Here is a 14,350-nt window from a genome sequence, read left to right on the forward strand (position 1 = left end):
TTATAACGGGTTTATCCTCTTGCTCTTTCAAGAAGGGTCATCATAAGTAAAGAAAGGATTACCAGACTTTCTTCCTCATCATCAATGTCGATCAGTCTGTCCAGCTGGAATCTTCTTCCAAAGAATGAAGGCATTTTTTTCAGTTTAAAATAAGCTTTACCATCAATACCGGTTACAGTGTAAGACGGATTGAGGAAATAGCCGGTGAACATTCCGATAATAGGAATTTCTCCTACAAAGCTGTCCCAGAATCTTACCCATGCACTGTCTTCCTGGATTTTAAACTTGGGCTGATCGTGTGCATCCAGGATATCATAGCTTGCTTTCCATAGGGAACGCATCCCTTTTCTTGCCAGTCTGCCGAAGTTTTTATTGTCAATAAGATCATTCAAAGAATAGGAAGCATTGAAATCAATCCATTGGTTGGCTCTTATTCTGAAAAGCTCTTTAGACTTACTCTCATCATTGAAAACGATAACATCTTCTTTCAACTTAAACATTTTCTGACGGACATATGCCACATAATTTCCGTTTTTGTCAGTAATGTTGAAGTCACTTGCTAAAGTAGTGATTTTGAATTTGAAATCCAGAGGATAATTAAGATTGTTAAGTACCATGTCAGTTTATTTTTTTCATATTTAATTTAAGCCGCAAATATAGAGGTTTTTTTAGAGTTCTCAGATAGGGGAGAAATATAAAATATCATAATGAGACATTGTTTTGGAAATGTTTTTTGTTTAAAAAAAACGCTATGCTCGCAAGGTTGATATTTATTTTTATTTATTTCGATCGCAAAGGCACTTCGTTCAGCCAGGATATCAGATTTGTCTATTGCTGAGTGAAACGCCCCCGCGATCGTTTTTAAGAATTTAAAAAAAATCTTAGCGAACACTGCGTTAAAATTTATTTATGTTGTATGAAAATTCACATGCAAAGCGAATCGACGATTTATGATACACTGTAAATTATCAACTTTAATCCTTATTTTTGTACCTATGGATTACCCTAGTAAAGTATTGGCAAAAGCAGTAGATGAGATTTCGGGATTGCCTGGGATTGGAAGAAAAACGGCTTTGAGGTTAGCACTCCATTTGTTGAAGCAGCCCAATTCCAGAGCTGTAAGTCTTGGAAACTCCCTGATCAATCTTGTCAATGAAATAAAATACTGTAAGGAATGTCATAATTTTTCAGATTTTGACGTCTGCGAAATATGCAGCAATGAAAAAAGAAACGGAGAGTTGATCTGTATAGTGGAAGATGTACGTGATGTAATTGCTATTGAAAATACAGGAAAATACACCGGAAAATACTTGATCCTTGGCGGAAAAATCTCTCCAATGGAAGGAGTGGGGCCCGGCCAGCTGAATATTCCCAGCATTGAAAAGAAACTGAATGAAGGGAATGTGAAGGAGTTTATTTTTGCATTAAGTGCGACGATGGAAGGAGATACAACGGCTTATTATATTTACAAGAAATTTAAAAATTTCAATGTGAATTTTTCGAGCATTGCAAGAGGGATTTCAGTGGGAGACGAATTGGAATATGCCGATGAGATTTCTTTAGGAAGATCTATTATCAACAGGCTGCCATACAACGAAAAGGATTAATATGAAGCTGTCTGTTATCATCGTCAACTATAATGTTACTCAATTGCTCAGAAGCTGTCTCCTGTCACTTCAGAAATACATCCGGGAGATAGAATATGAAGTCGTTGTCATCGATAATGCTTCTACAGACGCTTCATGGCAAGAGCTTGTTACTGAGTTTCCAAACATACACTTTATTGCTTCCGAAACAAATGGCGGTTTTTCAAAAGCCAACAATCAGGCCATCCAAACGGCAAAAGGGGAATATATTTTACTTTTGAATCCAGATACCGAGTTTGAAGGCTTTTATATGAAAGAACTTCTGGATTTTGCAGATGCTCAGCCTTTATTCGGATGTCTGGGAGTGAGAATGCATGATGCGGAAGGAAGATTTCTGCCTGAAAGCAAGCGCTCAGTGCCGGATATGATCAATTCATTTGAAAAGCTCTTTACCAGTTTTAAAAAGAATAGCTCAAAATCCTATTACAGAAATGATATAGGCGAAAATGCAGTTGCTGAAGTAGAAGTGATCACAGGAGCTTTTTTATTGGCTAAAAAGGATGTCTATGAAAAAATAGGTGGTCTGGATGAAGCTTATTTTATGTATGGTGAAGATATTGATCTTTGCTATACCTTTTTAAGAAACGGATATAAAAATTTCTATTATGGAGAAGCTTCAATTCTTCACCACAAAGGGGAAAGTACAGTTAAAGATGAAGTTTATCTCAAGAGATTCTATGGGGCTATGCAGATCTTTATTGATAAATATTATAAACAATCAAAACCTGTACAGTATTCTTTTTTGAAAGCAGGTTTAAAGCTCAGGCATCAGCTTGAAAAGATTAAATTAAAATAAAAAAGCAACTCCATGGAGTTGCTTTTGTTTTATATAAGATGATATTCTTCTTATTTTGCCGGTGCAGGAGTCTGTGCCGGAGTAGTTGTGGAAGAAGCCGGAGCTGACTGTTTTGTAGGTGCTTCTTTCTTCGCTGGCTGCTGTTGGGTAGGAAGTGCCTGAGAAGGCTTACCTGTAATAACAACGCTTAAAAGGATAAGAACAATGATAGTCCCGCCCAGAGTCCATGTTGCTTTTTCCATGAAATCATTGGTTCTCTGTACTCCAAACTGTGCAGATGACGCACCTCCGAAAGTACTGGAAAGGCCTCCTCCTTTTGGATTTTGTGCCATAACAATAATTACCAATAAGACACTGGCAATCATAACAAGAACCATCAATAGTGTAAATATAGTATCCATTAATTCTGATATCTTTTTGAATGGGCAAATTTAATCTTTTTTTACTGAATGACAAAAAAAGATGCCGTCAAATATTGATAAAAATAAAAACGGCAACAATTGTTGCCGTTTTTTATATAAAAATAAGGTGTTTTTATTTGAAATCAGCATCTTTAGCCTGATTGATCTGATAAGACTGTACAGCAAGGTTGATATCCATACCTCCCATATTCTGGATGATGGTAAACGGAAGTTTTACTCCGGAAACCTCTTTGTAATCTGCATAGCTTGTAGGGATGGATCCTCCCTCTCCGGTTTTTACTTCACCAGTCTTAAGACCTGTTTTTACGCTGTAATAGTAGGTGTCCTTGGCTCCTTTCACAACATAAGAGTCTTCGTTATTATACTTTTCAATTCCTGCCAGTTTAAACTCTGGATTCTTAGCAAAAGTAAGTTCCGGGAAAAGTTCAGGATCTGCCATTTCAGCTTTCTGCTTTTCATTAAGAGGCATTTTTCTTCCCTGAGCTTCCATATATCCGTCTTTACCGTCAAAAATGATTTTCTGTACAGTATTTCCCATCATTTTCATATCCATGGCCATTTTTCCGCCTTTAGCCTGGATCAGTTTCATGGTCATATCCATTCCCTGAACTTTGGTAGAGGCATCTGTCGTAATAGAAACCACTTTCTGAACAGCGGTAAGCCCTCCGATTGCATTGATGTATTTATCAGCTACAGAACCAATGGTAACATTTGCATCTACTTTCTGCGCAGCAGGTTTAGCGACCGGATTGGCATCTTTATCAAAATATTTTACAGGATAACCTAATTTTTCCAGTCCTTCAGAAATGTCGGAGGCTTTACCTGCTATGAAAATTCTGCTCTGGTTGGGTAAAATAGTTGCTTTTACAGCATTGGCAACATCTGCCGCCGTTACTTTATCAATAGACTTTAAGTAATTGGTATAGAAATCAGCCGGTAAATCCTGAACCTTTTGATTTAAAGCAAATCTTGCGATAGTAGCTGGCTGTTCCAAAGACATGATGAAAGATCCTTTCAGCTTAGCTTTAGCATTTTCCAGTTCTTCCGGTTTTACTGTAGAAATAGCGTTAAGCTCATTCATGAATTCTTTAACAGCTTTGTCTGTAACTTCATTTCTTACGCTTGCACTTGCAGAGAATTGTGGAGAATACTTGCTGGCAACCATACTAGAATAAGCACCATAAGTGAATCCGTTTTTCTCACGAAGATTCATGAAAAGTCTTGCTTCACCACCACCTCCAAGAATGTAGTTGGCGATTGTTGCAGGAAAGTAATTAGCATCCTTCATTTTCAGGGTATTCAGGTTGTTTAAGGAAACAACAGACTGTACTGCAGAAGGAACATCTACTACGTTGATTTCTGTTTTAGCAACATTAGAAGCCGGTTCTAGTGGGGTAACAGGTGTATTTGCTTTTTTCCAGCCACTGAAAGCTTTCTCAATCAAAGGTTTTACCTGATCAAACTTTACATCTCCCACGATGACTAAATAAGCATTGTCCGGTGCGTAGTATTTTTTGTATGTATTTTGTACGTCAGCAAGCTGGATTTTGTTGATTGATTCAATGGTTTCAAATTCACCTCTTGACGTATTTTTTCCATACATCAAAGCATTGGAAACTCTTGAAGCAATAGAAGAAGCGTTTTTTTCTTCAGATTTTAATCCTTCGATAGCTCTTTCCTTAGAACTTTGAATTTCTTCCGCAGAGAATTTCGGATTGATAATCGCATCAGCCATTAAGTTTAATACTTCAGGGAAATATTTTGAAAGTGAGTTGGCAGAAGCACCCCCTGAAGAGAAATTAAGATTGGCACCAAGATAGTCCACCTTTTTATTGAAATCATCTTTGCTGATGTTGGTTGTTCCATTTTCGAACTGTTCAGCCATAATTTCGCTTACACCGGTTACAGCACCTTCATTGTATGGAGGTCTGTCCATAGAAAGACTTGCGTTTACTCTTGGCAGTTTGTTGTTCTCAACTACCATTACTGTAAGCCCGTTGCTTAGCTGGAAGGTTTTGGGTTTCGCGATGTTGATTGCAGGAGTAGGTCCCGGTTTCGGCATTGCATTAAGATCTATTTTTTGTGCTGAAACCATTCCTGTAAAGAAAAACGCTGCAGCTATATATGTTAATTGCTTTTTCATTTGTAAAAATTTAATTTTTAATAATCATAGGGTAGCCTGAAATTTGAAATGGTTACTTTTTCTCAGGCACGTAGTTAATGATTACTCTTTGGTTGGAATTAAGATACTTTTTAGCCGCATTTTGAAGATCCTGTCTGGTGATAGATCTGTAAATGTCGATTTCTTTGTTGATCAGGTTCGTGTCACCCATCAATACGTGGTTGGTTGCCAATGAAGCCGCTATTCCCTGAATGCTCGAATTGGCATTTACAAACTGGTTTTCGTATTGGTTTTGAAGTTTTTGATAATCTTCCTCAGAAATTAAAGTCGTCTGAAGTTTTTTGATTTCCGCATCAATGTCCGTCTGTAAAGCCTGCTTGGTAGTTTGCCCCATCGGAATGGCAAAGAATGCGAAGATACTGTAATCCTCAAGACCCTGGTTGAAAGCCGCTACTTGAAGTGCTTTTTTGTCCTGATCTACTAATTTTTTATATAAAACTGAAGACTTTCCACTGCTTAAATAAGAAGAAAGCATATCTAAAACATAAGCATCTTTTTCTTTATTAGCCGGAGTTCTGTACGCGAAAATATAAGCAGGAAGCTGGATGTTCGGGTCAGTAGCGGTTACTTCTTTTTCCTGAGTGATAGGAGTTTCTTTCGGGAAATCTTTTGGATAAAGTGTTCCTTTTGGAATTCCCCCGTAATAGGTTTCGATCCATTTCTTAGTCTGCTCAGGTTTGATATCTCCTGCAACGACCAAAGTAGCATTATTCGGAACGTAATATTTTTTGTAGAATGCCTGGAACTCTTCCAGCTTTGCTGAGTTCAGATCTTCCATAGAACCGATCGTTGGCCAGTTGTATGGGTGATTGGTAAATAAATTTTTCTGAATAGTGGTGAAAAGGTTTCCATAAGGCTGGTTATCCATTCTTAATCTTTTCTCTTCTTTTACGACCTCTCTTTGGGTATCCACACCAATCTGGTTGATTACTGCATGACGCATCCTTTCGGCTTCCATCCAAAGTCCAAGCTGTTCGTTATTGGAAGGGAATGTTTCATAATAATAAGTTCTGTCATTGGTGGTGTTGGCGTTGTTCTGCCCTCCGTTTGAAGAAACGATTTTAAACCAGTCTCCTCTCTTGATATTAGGAGTTCCTTCAAATAAAAGGTGTTCAAAGAAGTGAGCAAAACCTGTTCTGCCTTTTACTTCATCTTTTGCACCTACATGGTACATTACACCTGTGGTTACAACCGGTGCTGAGTTATCCTGATGAAGGATTACATGGAGACCATTGGGAAGGTCATACTCTTCGAATTTGATTTGCTGTGCATTCAGCATTAGCCCGAAGAAAGCTACGGCAGCTGCAGAAAGAAGTCGCTTTTTCATAAAATTTAGAAATTGTTTATCAATTAGTATGAAAAGTGAATTAAATGTTACAGAATGTATAGAAATATATGGTGGAAGAACGGAAATGTTAGAAAATAATAACTGTTTTTTTAATCAGCTTATATTTTAACGTAAGGTTCGCTGAGAAATTTTATGATTTTTAAGTTACGATCGCAAAGGCGTTTCACTCAGCAATAGTTGAAAGTTGATATCCTGGCTGAACGAAGTGCCCTTGCGAACAAAAGATATGGTATAAAATTAATCATTAACCTTGCGAACAGTAGCGTTTAATTTAGAATTACATTTAATGTACACAGTACTTAGCATCCAAAACTGAATACTTCAAATTCCTAACTTCTCTATGAAAGTTTGAATTCTCCTCTGAATACCTTAATTTTGTGTTCCCAAAATCTTTTGCTGTATGGACTATTTGAAAGGACTCAACGAATCACAATATGAAGCCGTTACCTCTTTACAGGGACCTCTGATGGTGCTTGCCGGGGCAGGTTCCGGAAAAACGCGGGTACTTACCATGCGTATTGCCCATTTAATACATAATGGGATAGACCCTTTCAATATTCTGGCCCTTACCTTTACCAATAAAGCGGCCCGTGAGATGAAAGACCGTATCGCAAAAGTAGTAGGGGAAAGCAATGCAAGAAGTCTCTGGATGGGAACTTTTCACTCTGTTTTTGCAAGGATTTTAAGGATTGAAGCTCATTATCTTGGATATCCTTCCAACTTTACGATTTATGATCAGCAGGATGCTCTGAACGTGATCAAAAAAGTGCTGAAGGATATGAATATCGATGCTGATCTTTATAAACCTAAAAAAGTTCAGGCAAGAATTTCAACGTACAAAAATAATCTGATTACAGTAAAAGCTTATTTCAACAATCCGGAGCTGATGGAAGCTGATGAAAAAGCAAATATGAAATTCATCGGACAGATTTACCAGAGATATGTTGAGCAATGTTTCAGAAACGGATCCATGGATTTTGATGATCTTCTTCTGAAAACCAATGAATTATTAACCCGTTTCCCAGAAGTACTGGCGAAATATCAGGACAGGTTCAGGTACATCATGGTGGATGAGTACCAGGATACGAACCACTCCCAGTATCTTATTGTAAAAGCTTTGGCTTCAAAATTTGAGAATATCTGTGTCGTAGGGGATGATGCTCAGTCTATCTATTCTTTCCGTGGAGCCAATATTTATAATATCTTAAACTTTAAAAAAGATTATCCTGATGCCAAAACGGTATCGCTGGAGCAGAATTACCGTTCTACACAGAATATTGTAAATGCTGCCAATGTAGTCATTGCAAAAAACCTGCAGCAGTTTAAGAAAAACGTATTCAGTGATAATGAAGAAGGGGACAAGATCAAAATATACCGTTCTCTTTCCGATGCTGATGAAGCCAATTTTGTTGCCGGAAATATCTGGGAACTTCGTAACCGTGACCAGAGAAAATACAGCGATTTTGCCATTTTATACAGAACCAACTCTCAGACGCGTGCTTTTGAAGATGCACTGAGACGTAAAAATATTCCATACAAAGTATATGGAGGACTTTCTTTCTATCAAAGGAAAGAAGTAAAAGACCTTATCGGGTATCTTCGTCTTCTGATCAATGAAAATGATTCTGAAGCATTGATGAGGATTATCAATTATCCGGCGAGAGGGATCGGAGAAACGACACAGAATAAGCTGATCGTTTTTGCAGATGCCCACAATATTGCAGTTTCAAAAGTACTGGATAATCTTCCTATGTATGCACCACAGTTAGGGCTTAACAATGGAGTTTTAAACAAACTGAACGACTTCTGGTCCATGATCAAGGCCTTCCAGGTACTATTGAAAACAGAAACAGCTTACAGCGTTGCTATGGAAGTAGCAAAACGAAGCGGTTTAATCAAGTTTTTAAAAGATGATCAGACGCCTGAAGGAATTTCCAGAGTAGAAAACGTTCAGGAATTGATGAACTCTATGCAGGGATTCATTGAAGAACAAATGCAGCTTGAAGACGGTGATCCGAGTCTTTCCAATTTCCTTGAAAATATTGCCCTTTCTGCAGATACTCAGGATAAAGAGCTGGAGGATGATATGGTTTCACTGATGACCATTCACCTTTCAAAAGGACTGGAATTCCCGGTGGTTCATCTGGTTGGTCTTGAAGAAAACTTGTTCCCGAGCTTTATGAGTTCGGCTACCAGGGAAGACCTGGAAGAAGAGAGAAGATTATTCTATGTAGCCCTGACAAGAGCTGAAAAGCAAGCCTTCTTCTCCTATGCTGTTTCCCGTTTCCAATGGGGGAAAATCACCGATGCGGAACCTTCAAGATTCTTAAGTGAAATTGATGATGAATATATTGAGTTCCTTAATCCTGCTATGGAAAAGAGGTTTATCAATAATTCAGGGGTAAAGTCCAATATTTTTGATGAACATCCTTCTGAAATGAGATCTTTTAAAAAGGTTGAAAAGAAAACCATTGACAGAGGTGATACTTCGAAACCAGCACCGGAAGTAAGAAAACTGAAACCTGTAAGCACAGCTAAAATTATCAATCCAAGCGGAGCCTCGTCTCAGGATATTGAAGTAGGAGATAAGGTGAGACACGACCGTTTCGGTATTGGAGAAGTCACTTTCCTGGACGGAACAGATCCACAGAATATCAAAGCAAAAGTAGTTTTCATGCATGAAGGAGAGAAAAACCTGATCCTGAAATATGCAAAACTGACTAAGATTTAATTTCAAAATAAAAATATAAAGACAACGGATTCAATTATTGGATCCGTTGTCTTTATTTAAACGCGAAGTTTACAGAGTTTCTATTTGAACTGTTTCATTTTTTCGTTCACAATGTCGTTTCACTTAGCTAAGACAAATCCTCTGCTGAACAAAGTGCCGTTGCGGCCGAAATAATAACCGATAAGTGCAATATTTTTTATGAATATTTCCTTAATTTATCTTAACTTTAAGTGAGGGATAGACAGAAACGATAACAATTTTTTACAAAAACAAAGTCTATTGTTTTTGTAGACTAATAAATAAATTTTACATTTGCACCCTGTAAAAACATAAATGTTATCAAATTCTAAACTATGAATAATAAGAAAACTATTCTTTCGGCCTCTGTTTTATTTTTCCTCGGCGTATTTACTTACGGACAGGAAAAAGACAGTATAAAAACAAATAAAGACAGCATAAAGACCAATAATGTAGAAGAAGTAGTAGTATTGGGTTCAAGGGCCGGAGCCAGGTCTAAAACCGACAGCCCGGTTCCTGTAGATGTATTCAATGTGAAGGAGTCTTCCATAATCCTTCCACAGACCAATATTGGACAAATACTCAATGCTGTGGCACCTTCCTTTACTTCCACGATTCAGACCAATTCTGATGGTACGGACCATCTGGATCCTGCTCAGCTGAGAGGTCTGGGACCGGATCAGGTTTTGGTGCTGGTGAATGGAAAAAGAAGACATACTTCAGCATTGGTGAATGTGAACGGAACACCGGGAAGAGGTACGGTGGGTACTGACCTTAATGCTATTCCGTCTTTTGCCTTAAACAGGATAGAGGTATTGAGAGATGGAGCCGCAGCTCAATACGGATCTGATGCGATTGCCGGTGTTATTAACCTGGATCTGAAAAGAGATACGGGTAAACTGACAGGTCAGATCAGCTATGGTGGTAATCTTACCCCTACGGCCAATGACCATACCGGAGATTTTGACGGTCAGAATATTCAGCTGGATTTGAACTATGGAAATAAAATCGGGACCAAAGGTGGATTCTTTAATATTACCTGGTCTTCACAATTCAGAAATCCTACATACCGAGCGGGTACTGAAAGTGGAAAAATCTATAATGCTTATAATGCCATAGAGCAGCGTGCTTTGAATGATGGAGTCAATTTATCTTCTCTTTTTACCAATATAAATAATACTCCCAATTCACAGCAAATTATTAATTATGTACACCAGTATGCTCAGGGGGTAAACTACTTTAGTGCAGCTCAACTCTCTGATATACAAAATGCAAATACATTCAAAGACATTACTGACGCCTCAGGGAATGTTCTTCAGAAAGGACTTTGGTCTTTACTCAGTGCTGATGTAACAGATCAGGAATTGAGCTACAGAGGACAGACCAGAAAAGATTTTAATATGCAGGTTGGGCAGTCTAAACTGAATAATCATCAGTTTTTTGTGAATGCTGAGATCCCTGTCAGTGACAACTGGAAAGTGTATACTTTTGGTGGATACAGCTTAAGACACGGAACTTCCGGTGGATTTTACAGAAGACCAAGAGAAAGCAGAACCTTTACAGGATTATATCCTAACGGTTACCTTCCACAGATCAGAACGGACATTCAGGATGTTTCATTGGCTGCAGGAATTAAGGGGAAATGGGATGGCTGGAATATTGACTTCAGTAATACTTTCGGACAAAACTCTTTTACATACAACATCGGAAATACAGGAAACACCTCAATGCGCTTTGCTTCACCCAATGAATTCAATGCAGGTGGTTTAAGGTTTTCTCAGAATACCATCAATTTAGATTTCTCTAAAAAATATGATGTATGGGAAGGGATTAACGTGGCCTTCGGAGGAGAGCACCGTTATGAAAACTTTAAAATTAACCAGGGAGAAGAAGCTTCCTATCAGACCTATGACCAGTTTGGAAATATCTGGAACGGAGATCCAAGCCAGAGAGCCACAGACTTTTTTGGACAACCCTTGCCGGGAGGTTCTCAGGTATTCAACGGATTCAGGCCTGAAAATGCAGTGAATAAAAACAGACAGTCATTAGCAGCTTATGCAGATATTGAATTTAATTTTACCAACTGGCTATTGGTAGATGCAGCGGCGAGATATGAAAACTATTCTGATTTCGGATCAACATTCAATTATAAATTGGCCTCAAGGATCAAAGTCGCTCCTGATTTCAATGTGAGATTTGCTGGTTCTACAGGATTCAGAGCGCCATCCATCCACCAGATTTATTATAATGTAACCTCTACACTGTTTACCAATAATCAACTATTGGAAGTAGGGACTTTCAGTAATGATTCTCAGCTGGCACAACAGCTGAATATGCCAAAGCTGAAGCAGGAGACTTCAAAATCTGCCAGTGTCGGATTTACCTACAGAATTCCGTCAGCAGGGCTTAGTTTCACAGCAGACGGTTATTTTACAAGAATTGATAACCGTATCATTCTTACGGACCAGTTCCTAAGAAAGGACGTGCCTTCTGATGCACAAAAAGAATATGATAAATTAAATGTAAACGGCGCCCAGTTCTTTACCAACGCGATTGATACAGAAACAAAAGGAGTAGATGTTGTGATTTCACACAATCTAAGATTCTCTGGATTTAAATTGGATAACAACTTTGCTATTAATCTTAATAAAACCAAACAGGTAGGAACGGTTCACTCATCAGGATTGTTGCAGTCTCCGGCACTTGAAAAGATTTATTTCTCTGAAAAATCGAGAGTGTATCTGGAAGAAGCTGTACCTAGAGTAAAAGCAAGTCTTTCCCATACTCTTTCATGGAAGAATGCCAGCTTCTATCTGAGAAATACCTATTTCGGAAAAGTAACAGGTGCTGATGTTATTGATGTAAACGGAGACGGAATTATTGATTTTAACGAACATCAGCAGATCGGAGATAAAATCATTACCGATATCTCTGCTGCCTATCAGTTTACCAAAAATGTAGGATTAACTTTGGGGGTCAATAACCTGTTTGATATTTATCCAACGAAAAACCTTCCCGCTTCTACAAATAATGATCAGTTTGTTTATTCACGTTCCACTTCTCAGTTTGGACAGAACGGAAGATATGTTTTTGCAAGACTTAATTTCAATTTTTAATATAATAACAGATAATGCTTATAAAAAAACAGTTCAGAATTTCTGAACTGTTTTTCTTTTTATTTAATGTGAATCTTATCTTTCCACAAGCTCCTTCACAGGTTCCCCATAATGATCAATCTCTGTCTTATTGATCTGAAGGAGCTGATACCATTTCCTGAAAGCTCCGATAAAAACAATAAGCATCAGAACCATTGCCGTTACCGCTAAAGCTGCCAGTAAATATTGTCCTTTGGGAATATAAATGGCTGTCACCTGAATGTAACCGGCCCAAAATGTAATCCCTGCCATAAAAACTCCGGGAACAGCAGAACATAAGGCATATTTTCCTCTGTTCATCCTGATCAGCATCGTTGTACAGACAATCAGTCCACAGGCAGCCAATAGCTGATTACTGATTCCAAATAAGGGCCAGATGCTGTTGACATTTCCTGTATACACAAGATATCCCCAGGCAAAAGTGAAAAGAAGGCTGCTGATAATGATTCCGGGAATCCAGTTTTTATCATTGAATTTTGGAACCACAGAACCCAGCATTTCCTGTAAAAAGAAACGTCCCACCCGCGTTCCTGCATCAATCGCTGTAAGAATAAAGACCGCTTCAAACATGATGGCGAAATTATACCAATAGGCTGTCAGCTGATCCATATATGGGATTTTATTGAAAATATGAGCCATTCCCACAGCCAGAGATACGGCACCTCCTGTTCTTCCATAGAGATCAATACCTATTTTCTGTGAGTAATAATCAATATCTACTCCGTGCAGTGAAGGATGTGCAGCAAGGAAAGAGTCATAAGCTTCTTTAGGAGTATTGATTGCAAAATAATCGCCGGGCATCAGTGTACAGGCTGCAATAAGTGCCATTAATGCAACAAATCCCTCCACGAGCATAGCTCCATATCCTACGAAAAGGATTTCTCTTTCTTTATTGAGCATTTTAGGAGTTGTTCCCGTAGCAATCACTGCATGGAATCCCGAAATCGCTCCACAGGCAATTACAATAAAAATAAAAGGAAGTACCGGGCCGCCAATAATAGGACCACCACCATTAACAAAAGCTGTAATGGCAGGCATCTGTATGGTAGGGTGAATAACAATTACACCGATCGCCAGCATAATAATGGTTCCAATCTTTAAATAAGTCGAAAGATAATCCCTTGGAACCAAAAGAAGCCATACCGGTAATACAGAAGCAATAAAACCATACAGAGGAATCGCTATAGAAATTGTTTTAATATCCCATGAAAATAAATTATTCATTGTAGGGTTCTGCATCAGACTGTGTCCGCTGATAATTCCTGCCACCAGAAGAATGCCTCCAAGAATACTCGCAAACAGGACACTGTTCTTTTTGTAACGCATAATCAGGCCCATAATGATCGCAATAGGCATGGTAATGATTACTGTGAAAAGAGACCATGAAGCTTCGTGCATTGCATTGATACAGGCTAATGATAATCCTGCGAGTGTAAGAATAAGAATGAAAAGAATAGCAAATCCTGCAACAGTTCCCGTTGCTTTTCCGATTTCTTTGGAAGCAATGGTAGCAAGGCTCTGCCCTTTATGCCTCACAGAAGCAAAGAGTACAATCATATCATGCACACCACCACCCAGCACACATCCGATCAGGATCCATAATGCACCGGGAAGGTATCCGAACTGTGCCGCGAGAACAGGCCCTACCAATGGCCCGGCAGCAGCAATGGCCGCAAAATGATGTCCGAAAAGCACATTTTTGTTGGTAGCGACATAATCTTTCCCGTCTGCAAACTCGACAGCCGGGGTCATATTCTGATCGTTTAAACGGAGAACTTTATTGGCAATAAAAATACCATAGAACCGGTAAGCAATTGCGAAAATAAGAACAGACACAAATATGAGAGTAAGCGCATTGATATTGTTTAGTGAATCCATATTGCTTGTTTTTATTAGTGAATGATTAAATTATTATTGTTTTTATTGTCAATAGTTTAATCATTAGCCAAGGTAATTAATTCTTAAATAAAAAATACCAATATGTATATCAATCTAGCATATTTATTATTTGTCGTTGTTTATTGTGTTGATATGTAGTGATTTAATTGTTTT

The 14,350-nt window shown here is 38.3% G+C and carries 9 protein-coding genes; 4 read left to right on the forward strand and 5 right to left on the reverse strand.

All coding sequences use genetic code 11. The annotated features are described in order from the left end of the window. Nucleotides 1-11: 11 nt before the first annotated feature. Nucleotides 12-617 (reverse strand): LURP-one-related/scramblase family protein, encoded by a 606-nt coding sequence (locus AC3FI7_RS21105; RefSeq protein WP_142724041.1) that lies wholly within the window; start codon nucleotides 615-617, stop codon nucleotides 12-14. 378 nt (nucleotides 618-995) lie between these two features. Between AC3FI7_RS21105 and recR the strand changes: the two genes are divergently transcribed. Further along, a complete protein-coding gene (gene recR / locus AC3FI7_RS21110) occupies nucleotides 996-1,607 on the forward strand; it encodes a recombination mediator RecR (protein ID WP_343661415.1) in 612 nt (203 codons plus the stop codon). Beyond that, entirely contained in the window at nucleotides 1,603-2,442 is an 840-nt protein-coding gene (locus AC3FI7_RS21115) for a glycosyltransferase family 2 protein (protein ID WP_142724039.1), read from the forward strand. Before recR ends, AC3FI7_RS21115 begins: the two co-directional genes overlap by 5 nt. 50 nt (nucleotides 2,443-2,492) lie before the next feature. Here AC3FI7_RS21115 and secG read toward each other — a convergent pair whose 3' ends face one another. From secG to AC3FI7_RS21130, 3 genes are all read right to left on the reverse strand, one after another. Continuing rightward, nucleotides 2,493-2,843 (reverse strand): preprotein translocase subunit SecG, encoded by a 351-nt coding sequence (gene secG / locus AC3FI7_RS21120; RefSeq protein ID WP_491460833.1) that lies wholly within the window; start codon nucleotides 2,841-2,843, stop codon nucleotides 2,493-2,495. Between the two features lie 133 nt (nucleotides 2,844-2,976). Next, nucleotides 2,977-5,007, reverse strand: coding sequence for a M16 family metallopeptidase (locus AC3FI7_RS21125; RefSeq protein WP_491460834.1), 2,031 nt, complete (start codon nucleotides 5,005-5,007; stop codon nucleotides 2,977-2,979). Nucleotides 5,008-5,059: 52 nt separating this feature from the next. Then, on the reverse strand, nucleotides 5,060-6,373 hold the full coding sequence (locus tag AC3FI7_RS21130) for a M16 family metallopeptidase (RefSeq protein WP_142724036.1): 1,314 nt from the start codon (nucleotides 6,371-6,373) through the stop codon (nucleotides 5,060-5,062). Between the two features lie 421 nt (nucleotides 6,374-6,794). On the opposite strand from AC3FI7_RS21130, the gene AC3FI7_RS21135 reads away from it, so the two are divergent. Together AC3FI7_RS21135 and AC3FI7_RS21140 are read left to right on the forward strand one after the other, a co-directional pair. Next, nucleotides 6,795-9,125, forward strand: coding sequence for an ATP-dependent helicase (locus tag AC3FI7_RS21135; RefSeq protein ID WP_142724035.1), 2,331 nt, complete (start codon nucleotides 6,795-6,797; stop codon nucleotides 9,123-9,125). A 353-nt stretch (nucleotides 9,126-9,478) separates the two neighbouring features. Next, nucleotides 9,479-12,259, forward strand: a complete 2,781-nt coding sequence (locus AC3FI7_RS21140) for a TonB-dependent receptor plug domain-containing protein (RefSeq protein ID WP_491460835.1) — start codon at nucleotides 9,479-9,481, stop codon at nucleotides 12,257-12,259. A 75-nt stretch (nucleotides 12,260-12,334) separates the two neighbouring features. Here AC3FI7_RS21140 and AC3FI7_RS21145 read toward each other — a convergent pair whose 3' ends face one another. Continuing rightward, a complete protein-coding gene (locus AC3FI7_RS21145; RefSeq protein ID WP_491460836.1) occupies nucleotides 12,335-14,176 on the reverse strand; it encodes a carbon starvation CstA family protein in 1,842 nt (613 codons plus the stop codon). Nucleotides 14,177-14,350 lie beyond the last annotated feature (174 nt).

This window comes from Chryseobacterium sp. TQ-BC-N36 (assembly GCF_058382295.1).

Bases quoted from the DNA above. Each gene is read 5' to 3' on its own strand.
- AC3FI7_RS21105 (WP_142724041.1), bottom strand. From the start codon at position 617: ATGGTACTTAACAATCTTAATTATCCTCTGGATTTCAAATTCAAAATC.
- recR (WP_343661415.1), top strand. From the start codon at position 996: ATGGATTACCCTAGTAAAGTATTGGCAAAAGCAGTAGATGAGATTTCG.
- AC3FI7_RS21145 (WP_491460836.1), bottom strand. From the start codon at position 14,176: ATGGATTCACTAAACAATATCAATGCGCTTACTCTCATATTTGTGTCT.
- secG (WP_491460833.1), bottom strand. From the start codon at position 2,843: ATGGATACTATATTTACACTATTGATGGTTCTTGTTATGATTGCCAGT.
- AC3FI7_RS21140 (WP_491460835.1), top strand. From the start codon at position 9,479: ATGAATAATAAGAAAACTATTCTTTCGGCCTCTGTTTTATTTTTCCTC.
- AC3FI7_RS21135 (WP_142724035.1), top strand. From the start codon at position 6,795: ATGGACTATTTGAAAGGACTCAACGAATCACAATATGAAGCCGTTACC.
- AC3FI7_RS21125 (WP_491460834.1), bottom strand. From the start codon at position 5,007: ATGAAAAAGCAATTAACATATATAGCTGCAGCGTTTTTCTTTACAGGA.
- AC3FI7_RS21130 (WP_142724036.1), bottom strand. From the start codon at position 6,373: ATGAAAAAGCGACTTCTTTCTGCAGCTGCCGTAGCTTTCTTCGGGCTA.